General features: G+C 71.7%; 16 protein-coding genes. 9 read left to right on the forward strand and 7 right to left on the reverse strand.

The window, feature by feature from the left end:
• The 5 genes from ACIBQX_RS21310 to ACIBQX_RS21330 are packed head-to-tail and all read right to left on the reverse strand — an operon-like array spanning position 1 to position 5400.
• The gene (locus ACIBQX_RS21310; protein WP_397006990.1) at positions 1–834 is read right to left on the reverse strand and encodes a sugar phosphate isomerase/epimerase family protein; all 834 of its coding nucleotides are present in this window, start codon (positions 832–834) and stop codon (positions 1–3) included.
• Positions 835–838: 4 nt separating this feature from the next.
• Positions 839–2050, reverse strand: a complete 1212-nt coding sequence (locus ACIBQX_RS21315) for a substrate-binding domain-containing protein (protein ID WP_397006992.1) — start codon at positions 2048–2050, stop codon at positions 839–841.
• Positions 2037–2972, reverse strand: a complete 936-nt coding sequence (locus tag ACIBQX_RS21320) for an ABC transporter permease (protein WP_397006994.1) — start codon at positions 2970–2972, stop codon at positions 2037–2039. The genes ACIBQX_RS21315 and ACIBQX_RS21320 overlap by 14 nt, the downstream gene beginning before the upstream one ends.
• On the reverse strand, positions 2969–3961 hold the full coding sequence (locus tag ACIBQX_RS21325; protein ID WP_397006996.1) for an ABC transporter permease: 993 nt from the start codon (positions 3959–3961) through the stop codon (positions 2969–2971). The genes ACIBQX_RS21320 and ACIBQX_RS21325 overlap by 4 nt, the downstream gene beginning before the upstream one ends.
• Positions 3958–5400: a sugar ABC transporter ATP-binding protein gene (locus tag ACIBQX_RS21330; RefSeq protein WP_397006998.1), complete on the reverse strand. Its 1443-nt coding sequence runs from the start codon at positions 5398–5400 to the stop codon at positions 3958–3960. The genes ACIBQX_RS21325 and ACIBQX_RS21330 overlap by 4 nt, the downstream gene beginning before the upstream one ends.
• 243 nt (positions 5401–5643) lie before the next feature.
• Between ACIBQX_RS21330 and ACIBQX_RS21335 the strand changes: the two genes are divergently transcribed.
• From ACIBQX_RS21335 to ACIBQX_RS21370, 8 genes are all read left to right on the forward strand, one after another.
• Complete coding sequence (locus tag ACIBQX_RS21335) at positions 5644–6798, forward strand: ROK family protein (protein ID WP_397007000.1); 1155 nt, start codon at positions 5644–5646, stop codon at positions 6796–6798.
• Between the two features lie 249 nt (positions 6799–7047).
• On the forward strand, positions 7048–8046 hold the full coding sequence (locus ACIBQX_RS21340; protein WP_397007002.1) for an inositol-3-phosphate synthase: 999 nt from the start codon (positions 7048–7050) through the stop codon (positions 8044–8046).
• The gene (locus tag ACIBQX_RS21345; protein ID WP_397007004.1) at positions 8043–8975 is read left to right on the forward strand and encodes an SCO3242 family prenyltransferase; all 933 of its coding nucleotides are present in this window, start codon (positions 8043–8045) and stop codon (positions 8973–8975) included. Before ACIBQX_RS21340 ends, ACIBQX_RS21345 begins: the two co-directional genes overlap by 4 nt.
• A complete protein-coding gene (locus ACIBQX_RS21350) occupies positions 8972–9877 on the forward strand; it encodes a sugar phosphate isomerase/epimerase family protein (RefSeq protein WP_397007006.1) in 906 nt (301 codons plus the stop codon). Before ACIBQX_RS21345 ends, ACIBQX_RS21350 begins: the two co-directional genes overlap by 4 nt.
• Entirely contained in the window at positions 9828–10319 is a 492-nt protein-coding gene (locus ACIBQX_RS21355) for an EboA domain-containing protein (RefSeq protein WP_397007008.1), read from the forward strand. Before ACIBQX_RS21350 ends, ACIBQX_RS21355 begins: the two co-directional genes overlap by 50 nt.
• The gene (locus ACIBQX_RS21360) at positions 10316–11164 is read left to right on the forward strand and encodes a TatD family hydrolase (RefSeq protein WP_397007010.1); all 849 of its coding nucleotides are present in this window, start codon (positions 10316–10318) and stop codon (positions 11162–11164) included. The genes ACIBQX_RS21355 and ACIBQX_RS21360 overlap by 4 nt, the downstream gene beginning before the upstream one ends.
• Positions 11165–11169: 5 nt before the next feature.
• Positions 11170–12285, forward strand: coding sequence for a metabolite traffic protein EboE (eboE, locus tag ACIBQX_RS21365; protein ID WP_397007012.1), 1116 nt, complete (start codon positions 11170–11172; stop codon positions 12283–12285).
• Positions 12285–13643, forward strand: a complete 1359-nt coding sequence (locus ACIBQX_RS21370) for an alkaline phosphatase family protein (protein ID WP_397007014.1) — start codon at positions 12285–12287, stop codon at positions 13641–13643. Before eboE ends, ACIBQX_RS21370 begins: the two co-directional genes overlap by 1 nt.
• 5 nt (positions 13644–13648) lie before the next feature.
• On the opposite strand, the gene ACIBQX_RS21375 is transcribed toward ACIBQX_RS21370, so the two are convergent.
• A complete protein-coding gene (locus tag ACIBQX_RS21375) occupies positions 13649–14074 on the reverse strand; it encodes a MarR family winged helix-turn-helix transcriptional regulator (RefSeq protein WP_397007016.1) in 426 nt (141 codons plus the stop codon).
• A gap of 83 nt (positions 14075–14157) precedes the next feature.
• Between ACIBQX_RS21375 and ACIBQX_RS21380 the strand changes: the two genes are divergently transcribed.
• Positions 14158–14976 carry an SDR family NAD(P)-dependent oxidoreductase gene (locus tag ACIBQX_RS21380; protein WP_397007018.1) on the forward strand — a complete coding sequence of 273 codons (819 nt, stop codon included), beginning with the start codon at positions 14158–14160 and terminating at the stop codon, positions 14974–14976.
• Positions 14977–15043: 67 nt separating this feature from the next.
• Here ACIBQX_RS21380 and ACIBQX_RS21385 read toward each other — a convergent pair whose 3' ends face one another.
• Positions 15044–15979 (reverse strand): SDR family NAD(P)-dependent oxidoreductase, encoded by a 936-nt coding sequence (locus ACIBQX_RS21385; protein WP_397007020.1) that lies wholly within the window; start codon positions 15977–15979, stop codon positions 15044–15046.
• Positions 15980–16077: the final 98 nt, after the last annotated feature.

Consider the following 16077-nt stretch of genomic DNA (forward strand, 5'->3'; position numbering starts at 1 on the left):
TTACAGGGTGCGCAGGAACGCCAGGCCCTCCGTGGCGAGTTCGTCCTGGGTGGGAGCGAGCGGCCGCCAGATGGAGGCGGCGGTGGCGATGGTCCGGTTGTGCGCGGTGAACGACTCGATGACGAGCGACCCGTCGTACCCCGTGTCGCGCAGGGCCTTGACGAAGGCGGGCCAGTCGAACCGGTCGGCGCCGGGCGTGCCCCGGTCGGTGCCGCAGACCTGCACGTGCGCGACCCGCCCGGCCGCCGCCCGCACGGCCCGTGCCGGGTCCTTCTCCTCGATGTTCAGGTGATAGACGTCCAGGCAGAGGTCGCACCCGGGGGGCAGGGCGTCGAGCGCCTGCTCGACCGTGTTGACGAGGCTGGTCTCGTAGCGGTTGAGCGGTTCGACGGCCACGCGCACGCCGCGCCCGGCGGCGTGGTCCGCGACCGGTTCCAGGTTCCGCCGCAGCTCGGCGTAGACGGCCCGCCGCTCGTCGGCGGACATGCGCCAGGTGCGGCCGACCGAGGAGTACGCGGGGCCGCCGATCACCGGCGAGCCGACGGTGACCGCCACGTCGACGCAGTGCCGCAGGTAGTCCTGCGTCTCGCCGACGGTGTCCGGCGACGCGGCCACGAGCTCACGGCCCGGCGGCATGACCAGGACCACCGAGGCGGCCAGCCCGTGCCGCGCCAGCAGGTCCGCGGCGCGGTGGGGATCCCAGTCGCCGGGCCGCTCGACCGGCAGCTCGACGACGTCGAATCCCCAACCGGCGATCCGCGGGACCAGGCGGGCGAGGTCCTCGTCGGTGAGCGGCGAGGTCCACACCCAGGTGTTCACTCCGATGGGGAACACGGCGTCATCCCTTCTTCCCGCCCCAGTTCTCGGGGAAGCCGGGCAGGTCCTCGCAGCCGCACAGCGCGTAGTGCAGGGGCGGCATGTTGGGCTGGAGGTAGTCGTCGAGGGTCTCCTGGGTGATCTTCGGCTGGGGCAGGTTCCACACCTCCGGCACCTCCTCACCCTTGAGGATCTTGAGGGCCGCGATGATCGGCGTGCGCCACTGGTAGGTGGGGTAGGTGGGGGCGATGGCGGTGAGGCCGTCGTCCTTCCACTTGCGCAGGAAGTCCTGCTGGTCCTCGCCGGTGATCGGCGGGACGGGCAGCCCGGCGTCCTCGAACGCCTCGGCGACGGCCACCGCCGTCGCCCCGGCGTCCATCCAGATGCCGTCGATCTTGCCGTGCCGCTGGATGTAGTCGCTGACGATCCCCTTGCTCTTGGCGGCGTCGCCGTCGGTGAACTCCACGCCGGCGACCTCCAGCTCGCTGGCGTCGAAGGCGACCTTCGCCGCCGACCACCGGGTCTCCAGCACGTCCACGCCGGGGCTGATCCGCAGGGCGAGGATCTTCCCGCCCGCCGGTACCTTCTCCACCAGGAACTCCGCGGCGTCGGCGCCGAAGGCGTAGCCGCCGATGGGCTTGATGAAGGTGACCGGGCAGTCGGTCTCCACGCCCCGGTCGAAGACGATCACCGGCAGCGCGTCGCAGGCGCCCTTCACGGCCGGCGTGAGCGTCGCGGTGGTGTTGGGCGAGATGATCAGCGCGTCGCAGCCCTTGGCCTGGAGCTCGGCGATGTCGGAGATCTGCTTGTCGTCCTTGCCCTCGGCGTCGAGCGCGGTGAACTTCTCGATGTCCTTGTGCAGTGCCACCTCGGCCTGCATGCTGCGCCAGCCGACCTGCCGCCACGGGTTGTTGACCGCCGCGTTGGAGAAGCAGATCTCGTACGGCCCGTCCTTCTTGTGGGTGGCGGTGTCGACCATCTTCGGGTCGATGGCCTGCTCCCACGGCTTGTCCGCCGGCCCCTGCGCCGCCTGCCCGCGCATGGCGAGCTGGGCGTCGTAGTCCGCCTGGACGAAGAACTTCGACTGTTCCCCCGTGCCGGCGGCCGGTCCCGCCGAGGAGGACGCGTCGGGGGCCTGGCTCGCGGTGGTCGCGGGCCTGTCGCTGGTGCATCCGGCGGCGGCGAGCATCGTCAGCGCCACGGCGGCGTGGACGAGCGGGCTAGGACGCGGCATGTGCGTCTCCTTTGGCTCGGAAAAGGGAGGGGAGTCTCACGGCTCCGGCAGCCACGGCTGCGATGATGATGACCCCCTGCACGGTGAACTCCAGGGCCCCGGAGATGCCGTACAGGTTGAGCAGGGTGAACAGGGCCTCCAGGGTGAACGCGCCGGCCATGGCGGCGACGACCGTGCCGCGTCCGCCGCCCAGCACGACACCGCCGAGGACGACGGCGGTGATGGCCTGGAACTCCAGCCCCTGGCCGACCTGGGCCGAGACACCGGCGAACCCCCCGAGCAGGATCCCGGCGACGGCCGCGGCCAGGCCGGACAGGGCGAACGCGAGGATCCGCACCCGGGCGACCCGCACCCCGGACAGCGCTGCGGCCCGCTCGTTGTCCCCGGTGGCGATGAGGGTCCTGCCGAAGTTCGCCCGCATGAGCAGGACGGCGGCGACGGCCACCAGCCCGAGGATGAGCACGGCCCAGCCGGTCTCCCTGCCGAACATCCGGAAGCCCTGCGACAGCGCTCCGCGCGGGGCGCCGCCCGTCCACAGGAAGACCGCGCCGGACAGCACCAGCATCATCCCGAGCGTGGTGATGAACGACGGCACCTTCAGCAGGGTCGTCACCACACCGTTGACCAGCCCGACGACCAGCCCCAAGGCGATCAGCAGGGCCAGGACCGGCCAGGTGGCCGCCTCGTTCCCGTCGATCAGCCGGGCGGCGACGACCACCTCGACGGTGACCAGCGAGCCGACCGACAGGTCGAACTCGCCGGAGACGATCACGAGGTACTGGCCCACGGCGAGGATCACCAGCGGCGCGGCGCGGCGGACGAAGGCGAGGAATCCCGCCGGTTCGAGGAAGAACGGGTTCGCGATGGCGATGGCGGCCAGGAGGACGGCCAGCACCGCGAGAATCGGCAGCGCGCGTCTCACGCCCGCCTCCTTCCGAGCATGCCGGTACGGCGCGCGTAGACGGCCACCGCGGCCACGATGACCACGCCACGCACGACGTCCTTGACGAAGGAGTTCACCTCAAGCTGGTTGAAGAGGCTGTCCAGGACGGCGAGCAGCAGCACGCCGCCCACCGTGCCCGCTACCCCGCCCCTGCCTCCGGCCAACGCGGTGCCGCCGAGGACGACGGCGGCGATGGACTCGAGGTCGTACCCGCCGTCGGTGCCCACGGTCGGCGCTCCGGCGCCGAGCCTGCTGGCCAGCAGCAGCCCGGCGATCCCCGCGCACAACGAGCACAGCACGTGCGTGACGATCACTACCCGGTCGGTGCGGATGCCCGAGAGCCTGGCCACGTCGGGGTCGCCGCCGACGGCGTACACGCGGTAGCCGTACCTGGTCCGGCTGAGCAGGAACCAGGCGGCGAGCGCGACCGCCGCCCACAGCAGCGCCGAGACCGGCACCGGCCCGATCCGGTCGTAGCCGAGATGCTGGAAGGACTCCGGGACCCGCCCGGCGGGGCCGTCGTAGAGGTGATCGACGATGCCCTTGATGATGAGCGCGACGCCGAGCGTCGCGATGAAGGCGTGCACCCGCAGCTTGGTGATCACCAGGCCGTTGACCAGCCCGACCAGCGCGCTGATCCCCGCCACCGCGGCCACCGCGGGCACGACGCCCGCATCCTGGCCGGCCATGATCTCGGCCGCGACCAGCGAGGTGAGGCTGATCAGGTAGGCGACCGACAGGTCGAGGCTGCCGGCGAGGATGGCCAGCGTCTGGCCCACGGCGACGATGCCGAGCGCGGCCGAGCGCTGCTGCACCCCGACGATGTTCTCCAGGGTGAGGAACTGCCCGCCGGCCATGGCGACCAGCACCCAGCCGATCAGGATCACCCCGGCGAGCGCCAGGAAGACCACCCGGGTCGGGTCGGTGAGCGCGGACAGCCGGGCCCCGCGTCCGGGAAGCGCTGTCATGCGACCTCCCCGGCGGCCAGGTGCATGATGGCCTCCTCCGACGCGCCCGCCGGCAGGGCGCCCGCGACGCGGCCCTCCCTGAGCACGATGATCCGGTCGCTCATACCGATGAGCTCGGGCAACTCGGAGGAGATCATCATGATCGCGGCGCCTTCCCCGGCGAGCTCGCGCATCAGATCGTGGATGGCCGCCTTGGCGCCGACGTCGATGCCGCGGGTGGGCTCGTCGAACAGCAGCACCTTCGGGGCGACGGTCATCCACTTGGCGAGGACGACCTTCTGCTGGTTCCCCCCGGAGAGGTAGCGGACCTCCTGGTCGGGGCTGGGCGGCCTGAGCTGCACCCGGTCCAGCAGCTCGCGGATGCCGTCGCGGCCGCCACCGCCGCCCACCGCGCGGGCCACCAGGAGCGCGTTGTCGCGTACGGACTGGCGGGGGGCCAGACCCTCGGCCTTCCGGTCCTCGGTGACCAGGCCGATCCCGGCGCGCACGCCCTCGCGGACCGATCGGGGGCGCACCGGCGTCATCTCGCCCCTGGTGAACGGCTCGGCGCCGAACAACGCCTTGGCCAGCTCGGAGCGGCCGGATCCCTGAAGCCCGGCGACGCCGAGGATCTCTCCCGCGCGCAGTTCCAGGTCGATGTCGTGCAATCGGTCGTTGCCGCCGCCGCTGACCCGCAGGCGGGTCTGTCCAGGTGAGGTGGAGCGGGGCGGGAAGTAGCTGCTGAGGTCGCGCCCGACCATGAGCCTGATCAGGTCGTCGGAGGTCACGTCGCGGGTGGGGACCGTGGTGACCAGCCTGCCGTCCTTGAGGACGCTGACGGTGCCGGCCAGGTCGAACACCTCGCGCAACCGGTGGGAGATGTAGAGCACGGCGATGCCCCGCTCCTGTAATCGCCGCACCAACCGGTACAGCAGCGCGACCTCGTGCTCGGCGAGCGCCGCCGTCGGTTCGTCCATCACGACGATCCGGGCGTCCAGCGACAGCGCCTTGACGATCTCGACCACCTGCTGCTGGGCCACCGACAGGCGCTTGACCGGCCGGCGGGGACCGAAGGAGTCCTCCCCGATCTCGGTGAGCAGCCGGGCGGTCGCCGCGTCCATGGCGGCCCGGTCGACGATGCCGCGCCGTACGGGTTCGCGGCCCAGGAAGACGTTCTCGGCGACGCTGCGTTCCGGCAGCAGGTTGAACTCCTGGTAGATGATCGCGACCCCGGCACGCTGGGCGTCGAGCGGATGCCCGAACGACACGCGGCGGCCGTCGATCTCGATGGTGCCCTCGTCCGGTGAGTGGACCCCGGTGAGGATCTTCATCAGAGTGGACTTGCCCGCGCCGTTCTCTCCCACCACCGCGTGGACCTCGCCCGCGGTCACCGCGAGATTCACGCTTTCGAGCACCCGGACACCGAGAAAGCTCTTCCCGATGCCGGTCATGCTCAGCATGCCGCCTCCTCCCCTGCTGACACAGCCGACACAGCCGGCGGAGCCGAAACAGGGAACGAGGCGGGACAGCCGTGGAGGTGGGGGGTGTGACGGACGTATGAAATACACATCCGACAGTTATCAGCCGAATATCGGCTAATGTCCTCCATATTTCGGGATGGTAAATCCGTCATATGACGATGGTCAAGCAAAAGTGAGTTAGAATTCGCCGTAACCCTCGACCGCGGACGGAAGGGGTCGGAGTTGGCAGACTCGCCAGGGGCACTGCTCTCCATCCTGCGCGACGGCCAGGCCCGCACCCGGGCCGAGCTGGTCCAGCTCACCGGCCTGGCCCGATCGACCGTCTCGCAGCGGCTCGACGCGTTGTTGCTCCAGCGCTGGATCGTGCCCGCCGAAGACACGATCTCCTCGGGAGGCCGGCCCTCCACCGCGTTCGCCTTCAACCCGCTCGCCCGCATCGTGCTCGCCGCCGATCTCGGCGTCACCCACGCCCACCTCGCCATCACCGACCTGCACGGCGCGATACTCGCCGAACACGCGGGCGACCTCGCCATCGACCAGGGCCCCGAGCCCTGTCTCGGCTGGCTCCTCGAGAACTTCACCAAGCTGCTGGCCGAGTGCGGCCACGGCCTGGCCGACGTCTGCGGGCTCGGCGTCGGCCTGCCCGGTCCCGTCGACCACCAGAGCGGCCGTCCCGTCAACCCCCCGCTGATGCCCGGCTGGGACGGCTTCTCCGTCACCACCTGGCTCGGTTCCCGGATCAGCGCTCCCGTGCTGGTCGACAACGACGTGAACATCATGGCGCTCGGCGAGCACACCGCCGCCGGCCCGCAGGCCGGTCACCTGCTGTTCGCCAAGGTCGGCACCGGTATCGGCTGCGGCATCATCGCCGACGACCGCCTGCACCGCGGCGCCCGGGGGGCGGCGGGCGACATCGGGCACATCGGCGTGCCCGGGTCCGACGTGGTGTGCCGCTGCGGCAACATCGGCTGCCTGGAGGCGGTCGCGGGCGGCGGCGCGCTGGCCGCGCGCCTGCGCGGGGAAGGGCTCCAGACGGCCGACGCGCGCGATGTCGTACGGCTGGTCAGGGCGGGCGACACGCGGGCCATCCGGCTGGTGCGGCAGAGCGGCCGGGAGCTGGGCCTGGTCCTGGCCTCGATCGTCAACTTCTTCAACCCGTCCCAGATCGTGATCGGCGGCGACCTCGCCGACGCCGGCGAACACCTGATCGCCGGGGTCCGCGAGGTGATCTACGGCCGCTCCCTCCCCCTGGCCACCCAGCGCCTCGACATCCGCCCCAGCGCCCTGGGAGCGCGGGCGGGTGTCACCGGCGCCGCCGCCATGGTCGTGGACCACGTCCTCGCCCCCGACGCCGTGGACCAGTCCGTCCAGCGCTGACCGCCGCACCCTGCCGTTCCGCTCTCCCGCAACCGACTTTTGGCGGAAATCGGCACATGTAAGTATCTCTAATGACAAAATGCTCTTTACTTCCGGCAAAAGCGGGTCTATACACCGAATATCAACATATGTCCGGAGGTGCCCGTGACCGTTGGTGTCTGGCTTGTCGGCGCGCGCGGTTCCGTCGCGACGACCGTCGCGATCGGAGCCGCCGCCATCAGGTCGGCGTTAGTCCCGTCCCAAGGCTGTGTGACCGAGTTACCCGGCTTCCCGGGCACTCTCCCTCGTATCGCCGACCTGGTCTTGGGCGGCCACGACATCACCGACATCTCACTGCGCAAACGGGCCGAGCGGCTCAGCGAGTCCGGCGTCGTCCCGGCCACGCTGCCCGCCCGGCTCGGCCGGGATCTCGACGCCGCCGACGCGGAGATCAGGCCGGGCGGCGTCCCGGTGGCCCGGCTCATCGAGGACCTCGTCGAGTTCCGCGAACGGCACCGCCTCTCCCGGATCGTCGTGATCAACGTCTCCTCTACAGAGCCTCCCGCCGTCTCCCGCCCGGAGTTCGAGGACCTGGCCCTGCTGGAGGCCGCCGGCGCGGACATCCTCCCGTCGAGCAGCCGCTACGCCTATGCCGCCTTCCGCGCGGGCTGCGGCTACGTGGAGTTCACCCCCTCCCCCGGACCGACGCTCCCCGCGCTCACGGAGCTCGCCGCCCGCGAGTCCGTGCCCTACGCCGGACGGGACGGCAAGACCGGCGAGACCCTGGTCAAGAGCGCGCTCGTGCCGATGTTCGCCGCCCGCTCGCTGCGGGTCCGCTCCTGGTCCGGCCTGAACCTGCTCGGCGGCGGCGACGGGGCGACCCTGGCCGACCCGGCCGCCCGCGCGAGCAAGGAGATCTCCAAGGCACGCGCCGTCCCCGCCGTGCTCGGCGAGGAGGTCGAGGGACGAACCCACATCGACTACGTCGCCGACCTCGGCGAGTGGAAGACCGCCTGGGACCACGTGACCTTCGACGGCTTCCTCGGCACCCGGATGTCCTTGCAGTTCACCTGGCAGGGCTGCGACTCCGCACTCGCCGCCCCCCTCGTCCTCGACCTGGCCCGCCTGGTGGCACGGGCACACGAGAAGGGCCATGTCGGCGTGCTCCCCGACCTGGGCTACTTCTTCAAGGATCCACTCGGCTCCAGCGAGCACGGCCTGGCCACGCAGTACGAACGGCTCCGCGTGTTCGCCGGGGAGCTGGCTTGAGGGCGGGACCGGACGTGCGGGCGTTGCTGGAGCTGGTACGGGCGCCGGCGGCGGTGTCGGTGCCCGGGGACACCATGGCGGGGGCGGCCAGTGCGCGGCGGCCCGCGGTGTACGGGCTGGCGCTCGCCTCGACGCTGCTGTACTGGGCCGGGATGGCGCTCAACGACTGGTCCGACCGGGAGGTCGACGCCGTCGAGCGGCCCGAGCGGCCCATCCCGTCGGAGCGGGTCGCGCCCGGCGCCGCGCTGGGTGTGGCGGTGGGCCTGACGGCCGGGGGCCTGGCCGCCGCCGCGCTCGCGGGCGGGCGTCGGAGCCTGACGCTCGCGGGCCTGCTGGCGGGCTGCGTCTGGTCCTATGACCTGCTGTTCAAGGGGACGGCCGCCGCCCCGGCGGCGATGGCGGCCTGCCGCGCCCTCGACGTGCTGCTCGGCGCCGGGGAACGAACCCGACGAGCCGCGCCGATGGCGCTGGCGATCGGCGCGCACACGTACGGGATCAGCGTGCTCGGCCGCGCCGAGGTGAAGGGCGCCGAGCGCGGCACCGTCAACGCCGCCCTCACCGCCACCGCCACGGCCGCCACCCTCACCGCCTTCGCCTGCGTACGCTCCCGCCAGGGGACCGGACCCGGTACCGGCTCGGAAGGGGCAGGCGTGGCCGGCCGCTCCGGGAGAACGGCGGAGGGTGTCGGCACGGTGGTGGCGGGGGTGCTGCTGGCGGGGTACGCGGGGGCCGCCGCGCGGACCCAGGCGGGGCTGCGCGCCGATCCGAGTCCCGAACGCGTGCGGGAGGCGGTGCGGACGGCGATCCTCGCCCTGATCCCGTTACAGGCGGCGGTGATCGCCCGGCAGGGCCGGATCGCCCAGGCGACCGCCCTGCTCGCCGCCCTCCCGGCGGGCCGCGCCCTGTCCGCCCGGATGGCGACCTCATGAACGCCCGGCCCGACCACCGCACACCCACCCCGGGCGGTGCCCTGAACTGGTCGTACTGCACCAACGGGTTCTCCGGGCACCGGTTGCCGGAGGCGTTGGAGGTGCTCGCCGAGCTCGGGTACAGCGGGGCGGCGATCACCCTGGATCACGGCCACCTCGACCCGTACGCCCCCGGCCTGCCCGGGGAGGTAGCGGCGATCGGCGAGCTCCTCGGCCGCCTGGGCATGAACGCCGTCGTCGAAACCGGCGGCCGCTACACGCTCGACCCCCGGCGCAAGCACCATCCCACGCTGCTGGACGACGCCGCCGATCTCCGGATCGACTACCTGACCAGGGCGATGCGGGTCGCCGCCGATCTCGGCGCCCCGGTGGTGCACCTGTGGAGCGGCGCGAACCCGGCGGGTCTGCCCCCGGACGAGGCGTGGGCGCGGCTGGCCCGCGGCTGCGAGCGCCTGCTCCATGAGGCCGAGCGCAGCGGCGTGGTGCTCGGGTTCGAGCCCGAGCCGGGCATGCTCGTGGCCGACCTCGCGGGTTACGAACGGCTCCGCGACACCCTCGGCGGCCCCGAAAGGCTCGGGCTGACGCTCGACGTCGGGCACTGCCGCTGCGTGGAGCCGTACGACGTGCCGGAATGCGTCCGCCGCGCCCTGCCGTACCTCGTGCATGTGCAGATCGAGGACATGCGCCGGGGCGTGCACGAGCATCTGGAGTTCGGCGAGGGCGAGATCGACTTCCCGCCGGCGCTCGCCGCGCTCGACGGCTACCGGGGACAGGTCGCGGTCGAGCTGGGACGGCACGGCCACGCGGCGCCTGACGTGGCCCGCCGATCGATCGACTTCCTGAGGAGGGCGCATGAACGAATGGACCACCTGGGCCGTACGGCAGGCGCGGGAAGACCCTGAGTCGGTGCGCCGCCTGTTCCCCCAGGCCGAGCGGAAGGGCGGGCCGGAGGCGCGCCCGGCGCTGCTGGCCCTGCTGGACGCCGAGACGATCATGACGCTCTACCGGGACGGCGACGCGGGCGAGCGCCTGTCGATCCTGCGCGCGCTGCCGGACCTCGATCTCGGCCCGGCCGCGCTGCCGATCGTCGAGGACGCGCTGCGTACCAACGACACCCGCCTGATCGCCGCCGCGCTGGGCCCGTACGGCTCGCGCTGGCTGGACGATCACGCGTTCCGCCAGGGCGTGCTCAAGTGCGTGTTCATGTCGATCCCCCTCGCCGAGGTGGCCGGCCTGGACCGGCGCTACGACGCCGAGCTCGCCCGGATGCTCGCCGACCACGCCGCCGAACGGCGGGCGGCGGGCCGTACAGTCCCCGAGGACGTGCTGGAGAGGCTCCGATGAGAATCTTCGACCCCCATATCCACATGACGTCACGGATCACCGACGACTATGAGCGCATGTACGCCGCGGGCGTGCGCGCCGTGGTCGAACCCGCCTTCTGGCAGGGCCAGCCGCGCACCAACGTGGGCAGCTTCCTGGACTACTTCGACGCCCTGCTGGGCTGGGAGCCGTACCGTGCGGCGCAGTACGGCATCCAGCACCGCTGCGCGCTGGCGCTCAACCCGAAGGAGGCCGGTGACCACCGGTGCGCGGGCGTGCTGGCGGAGCTGCCGCGCTACCTGCTGAAGGACGCGGTGGTCGCGGTCGGCGAGGTCGGCTACGACTCCATGACCGCGCGGGAGGAGGAGGTCTTCGAGGCGCAGCTCACCATGGCGGCCGAGGCGGACCTGCCGGTGCTGGTGCACACGCCGCACCGGGACAAGACGGCCGGCACCCGCCGCACGCTCGACGTCGTGGCCGCCTCGGGCCTGCCGCCCGAGCGCGTCCTGGTCGACCATCTCAACGAGCTGACGGTCGGCATGGTCGCCGATTCCGGCTGCTGGATGGGTTTCTCCATCTACCCCGACACGAAGATGGACCCCGACCGCATGGTGGCGATCCTCAAGGAGTACGGCACCGCGCGGATGCTGGTGAACTCGGCCGCCGACTGGGGCCGCAGCGACCCGCTGAAGACCAGGCAGGTCGCCGACGCAATGTCGGCCGCCGGGTTCACCGCCGACGACGTCGAACGGGTGCTGTGGCACAACCCGGTCGCCTTCTACGGCCAGAGCGGCAAACTGGCCCTCGATGATCACCCTGCCGAGGCCCCCGCCGAGTACGCGGGCAACACGATCAAGCGGGGCTGACGCCGATGCGCCTGCTGCATCCGGACGGGTCGCTCGTCCATCTCGCCTACTGCACGAACGTCCATCCCGCCGAGGACCTGCCCGGCATCCGCGCCCAGCTCTCCGGCTTCGCGGCACGGGTGCGCGACCTGCTCGGCGTCCAGCGGCTGGGGGTGGGGTTGTGGCTGCCGTACGACGCGGCGCACGCGCTGCTCGCCGATCGCACCGAGCTGGTACGGCTGCGCGGCCTGCTCACCGATCTCGGGCTGGAGGTCGTGACGCTCAACGGCTTCCCCTATCGCGGCTTCCACCAGGAGGTCGTGAAATATCGAGTCTACTCCCCCGACTGGGCGTGCGCCGACCGCCTCCGCTACACCCTCGCCCTGGCCGAGATCCTCGCCGCCCTGCTTCCGGACGACGTCACCGAAGGCACGATCTCCACGCTGCCCCTGGCCTGGCGTACCGGCTGGACGGACGCCAAGGCGGACACGACGGCGCGCATGCTGACGGAGCTGGCGCGCGGCCTGCGCGAGCTGTCCGGACGGGCGGGCAAGGTGATCAGGGTCGGGTTCGAGCCGGAACCGGGCTGCATCGTGGAGACCACCGCCCAGGCCGCACGTCACCTGCGGGACGTGGACCGCGACTTCCTCGGCGTCTGCCTCGACGCCTGTCATCTCGCCGTCGGCTTCGAGGACCCGGCGGTCGAGCTGGACCTGCCGATCGTGAAGCTCCAGGTGTCGTGCGCGATCGAGGCCCCGCCCGGTGCGCACGCCGCGCTGGCGTCGTTCGACGAGCCGCGCTTCCTGCACCAGTCCCGCTCCGCCTCGGGCTTCACCGACGACCTGGCCGAGGCGCTGGCGGGCGGCCTGCCGTCCGAGGAGACCTGGCGGGTGCACTTCCACATGCCGCTGCACGCCGCCGCCCCGCCGCCGCTCACCACCACCTCGCCCTATCTGCGCGGGCTTCTCGGCACGCTGCTGGGCGGCGCCACGCCGCGCACCCGGCACCTGGAGGTCGAGACCTACACCTGGTCGGTGCTGCCCTCCGAGGGCGGCGGCAGCGGAAACCTCGCCGAGGGCATGGCCGCGGAGCTCGACTGGACCCGGCGGGAACTGCTCGCCCTCGGACTGAAGGAGCTGTGATGACCCCCGTCGTCGTCATCGACGTGGTCGGCCTGACGCCGCGTCTTCTCGCGCATATGCCCAACGTGTCCGCCGTCGGGGCCGCGGCCACCCTGCGGCCGGTGCTGCCCGCCGTCACCTGCTCGATGCAGGCCACCCTGCTCACCGGCGAAATGCCGCGCGAGCACGGGATCGTCGGCAACGGCTGGTACTTCCGCGACCTCGGCGAGGTGCTGCTGTGGCGCCAGCACAACGCCCTCGTCCAGGGCGGCCAGCTCTGGGACGCCGTCCCGGGTCTGAAGACCGCCAACGTCTGCTGGTGGTACGCGATGGGCGCGGCCAGCGACCTGCTCGTCACGCCGCGCCCGATCTACCACGCCGACGGCCGTAAGTCGCCCGACTGCTACACCCGCCCGCCGTCGCTGCACGACGACCTGGAGTCGCGCTTCGGCACGTTCCCGCTGTTCAGCTACTGGGGGCCGACCGCGGGCATCACCTCCTCGCGGTGGATCGTCTCGGCCGCCCGGCACATCCTGCGCGAGGAGCGCCCGGGGCTGCTCATGGTCTACGTGCCGCACCTCGACTACGACCTCCAGCGGTACGGCCCCGACGGCCCCGAGGCCATCGCGGCGGCCAAGGAGGTGGACGCCGCGCTCGCGCCCCTGCTCGCCGAGGACGCCACCTTCGTGATCCTCTCCGAGTACGGCATCACCGCCGCCGCGCGGCCGGTCGACGTCAACCGGGCCCTGCGCCGGGCCGGGCTGCTGGAGGTGCACACCCAGGCCGGGATGGAGTATCTGGACCCGTGGGCCTCCCGCGCGTTCGCCGTGGCCGACCACCAGATCGCCCACGTGTACGTACGCGACCCGGCCGACGTGGACCGCGCCCGCGACGTCCTGCGAGAGCTGCCCGGGGTGGACGAGGTGCTCGACGGCGGCGGGAAGGCGAGATACGGCCTGGACCACGAGCGGGCGGGGGAACTGGTCGCGGTGGCCGAGCCCGACGCCTGGTTCACCTACTACTACTGGCTCACCGACGACCGCGCGCCCGACTTCGCCCGGCTCGTGGACATCCACCGCAAGCCCGGCTACGACCCGGCCGAGCTGTTCATGGACCCCGCCGATCCACTGGTGAAGGCCCGCGCCGGGCTGGCCCTGGCCCGTAAGAAACTCGGCTTCCGCTACCTGATGAACGTGGTGCCGCTGAACCCGGCGCCCGTGCGCGGCAGCCACGGCCGCCTGCCCGACGACCCCGCCGACGGCCCGGTGCTCCTCGGCCCCTTCGACGGCGACTCCTACGCCGCGACGGAGGTGAAGGAGCTGCTCGTCACCCTGGCGAAGCAGGCGACGGCGGAGCCCGGCGCGCGGCGGATGTCCTGAATCTCTCACCGCTCGGCGGGTGGGAGCGCCTTGTCCAGGAGGTTCATCAGCTGCAGCAGGTCTTCGGGGCCGAGGCGGGCGAACGGGCTCGTGGCCAGCGTCTTCGCGATCACTGCGGCCCGTGCGCGCCGCCCGCTCTCGGTCAGTGTCAGCACGCGTGAACGGCGGTCGTCGGGGTCGACGGACCGCTCGACGAACCCCCGGTCGACCAGCTGGTTCGTGACGAAGCTGAGGTTGGGCGCGTTGCAGAACAGCCGATTGGCCATCACCTTCATCGACGGCGGCGGCTCGTGCGGATCGATCATCCAGAGGGCCTGAGCGGTCGCGTGCGTCAGGCCATGTTCGGCCAGCGCGGCTTCCATCCCGTCACTGGTCAGCATGAACGTCTTATGGTTCGCCACCACTACCGCTTCAAGGACGCTTCGGGTCATGAGCCCATCCTAACTTGGTACTTCGAGACTCGAAGTGTTAACTTGATTCGAGTCTCGAAGCATCCAACAGGAAGCGACCGCTCATGCACGCCTACGCGAACACCACAGCCCTGGTCACCGGCGCCTCGAAGGGACTGGGCGAGGCATACGCGCGCGAGCTCGCCCGCCGAGGTGCGAACCTCATCCTCGTCGCCCGCTCGGCCGATGTGCTCCGCGATCTCGCCGGGCAGATCCAGGCCGCGCACCACGTCAGGGTGGACGTGATCGCCGCCGACCTCTCGGACCGGCATTCCCCGCAGGCGGTGGCCGACGAGATCAAACGTCTCGGCCTGGACGTCGACCTCCTGGTCAACAACGCCGGGCTGGGATCGGTCGGCCCCTTCCTGACCCGCCCCCTCGAACCCAATCTGCAGTCAGTCGACGTGAACATCACCGCGCTGGTGGGCCTGACCCACCTTCTGGGCGCCGACATGCTCCAACGCGGTCAGGGCGGCGTCATCAACGTCGCTTCCTCGGCCGCCTTCCAGCCCATGCCGTATCAGGCGAGTTACGCCGCCACCAAGGCGTTCGTGCTCTCGTTCACCGAGGGGCTCGCCGAAGAACTCCGAGGTACCGGCCTGCGCGTGATGGCAGCGCATCCAGGGGCCACCGACACCGGATTCTTCAGCCGTACGACCGCCTCCATGGACCCGAAGGCGGACACCCCGCAAAGCGTCGCGGCGAACACGCTCGACGACTTCGCACGCGGCCGGTCCGCCTCCTATCCCGGTCGCGCCTTCAACCGCGCCGGGACCTGGGCATCGCGCCTGCTGCCCCGGACCACGGTCGCCCGGATCACCGGCGGCCTCAACCGCAAGGCCGGATTCCAGGACGTCAGCGATCTCGACCCCGCCACGTCATGACACCAGAACCTGTGACGACGAGACGGCCGAACGTTTCGCGGTGACGGCGCACCTGGCGCAGCGGGCTTCACCTCCCTCCGGGCGTGCCCGCTCCTTGGAGGAGTCGGGCGGTGGCCTCCCACAGGTGGCGTTCCCGCTCCTGGTCACGGGCGATGGGCCGTACCTCGGTCACCTTGTCGATCACCACGAACGCGCCGTCGCGCAGGTCCGCCCACTTGTCGTCGAGTGCGACCGAGGCCAGCGCGGGCCCGGAGCGTTCCGGGGTGGCCACGCCGGGCAGGCGCGCCACGCCGCGTCCGATCGCCTGGAGGGCCGGAGGCGCCTCCCTGCCCAGTCCGGTGCCGGGCATCCAGCCGGGTTCGAACACCGAGACATTGACGCCGGACCCGGCGCGGCGCTGGAGCTCGTGAGCGTAGTAGAGGATCGCCAGCTTGGCGTTGGCGTAGGCGACGCCGGCGGCGTTGAGGCCCGGGTGCTTGTCCCCAGTCGCGGGCCGGGCGAGCTCGACGGGGTCGCGCCACTTCGCGGCGGGCACGCCCATGATCCGCCGGCCGAGGTTGGCGCTGTAGACGTTCGAGCCGAGCAGCACGATACGGGCGGGCTCGGTGAGTGAGCCGAGCAGGTCGCCGATGAGCTGGGCGTGTGCGAGGTAGTTCACCGCGAAGGTCTTCTCGTAGCCGTCGGCGGTGGCGACGCGGGTGTCGACCGACATGTGGCCGGCATTGGCGATCAGCGCCCGTAGGGGCCGTACCGTCCGGGTGTCGAGCAGGTCCCGAACGGCCGCCGCGGCGGCCCGCACGTCGGCGAGCCGGGCCAGGTCGCAGCCGATCTCGTGGACGTTCGCCCCGCGCGCGCGGGCCTCGGCGGCGACCTCCGTGAGCGCCTTTCCGGCACGGCCCACCAGCAGCAGGTCGGGGCGTTCGCCGTCCGGGCGGTCCGCCATGGCGAGGGTGGCGGCCCGGCCCAGACCCCGGGTCGGGCCGGTGATCAGTGTGCTCGTCATGGATCGAGCTTCGGCGAACGCGGGCCGGTCAGCCAGCCGTCCTGTTGTCATAGGACCACCGGGGCCACGACAACGGGTGCATCTTCCCGCACACTGGA

This window comes from Nonomuraea sp. NPDC049714 (assembly GCF_044465295.1).
In the GTDB taxonomy this organism is placed as follows: Bacteria; Actinomycetota; Actinomycetes; order Streptosporangiales; family Streptosporangiaceae; genus Nonomuraea.

Excerpts from the sequence above, each read along its gene's own strand:
- ACIBQX_RS21315 (WP_397006992.1), bottom strand. The coding sequence starts at position 2,050 with ATGCCGCGTCCTAGCCCGCTCGTCCACGCCGCCGTGGCGCTGACGATG.
- ACIBQX_RS21370 (WP_397007014.1), top strand. The coding sequence starts at position 12,285 with ATGACCCCCGTCGTCGTCATCGACGTGGTCGGCCTGACGCCGCGTCTT.
- ACIBQX_RS21380 (WP_397007018.1), top strand. The coding sequence starts at position 14,158 with ATGCACGCCTACGCGAACACCACAGCCCTGGTCACCGGCGCCTCGAAG.
- ACIBQX_RS21325 (WP_397006996.1), bottom strand. The coding sequence starts at position 3,961 with ATGACAGCGCTTCCCGGACGCGGGGCCCGGCTGTCCGCGCTCACCGAC.
- ACIBQX_RS21330 (WP_397006998.1), bottom strand. The coding sequence starts at position 5,400 with ATGCTGAGCATGACCGGCATCGGGAAGAGCTTTCTCGGTGTCCGGGTG.
- eboE (WP_397007012.1), top strand. The coding sequence starts at position 11,170 with ATGCGCCTGCTGCATCCGGACGGGTCGCTCGTCCATCTCGCCTACTGC.
- ACIBQX_RS21350 (WP_397007006.1), top strand. The coding sequence starts at position 8,972 with ATGAACGCCCGGCCCGACCACCGCACACCCACCCCGGGCGGTGCCCTG.
- ACIBQX_RS21375 (WP_397007016.1), bottom strand. The coding sequence starts at position 14,074 with ATGACCCGAAGCGTCCTTGAAGCGGTAGTGGTGGCGAACCATAAGACG.
- ACIBQX_RS21360 (WP_397007010.1), top strand. The coding sequence starts at position 10,316 with ATGAGAATCTTCGACCCCCATATCCACATGACGTCACGGATCACCGAC.
- ACIBQX_RS21385 (WP_397007020.1), bottom strand. The coding sequence starts at position 15,979 with ATGACGAGCACACTGATCACCGGCCCGACCCGGGGTCTGGGCCGGGCC.
- ACIBQX_RS21355 (WP_397007008.1), top strand. The coding sequence starts at position 9,828 with ATGAACGAATGGACCACCTGGGCCGTACGGCAGGCGCGGGAAGACCCT.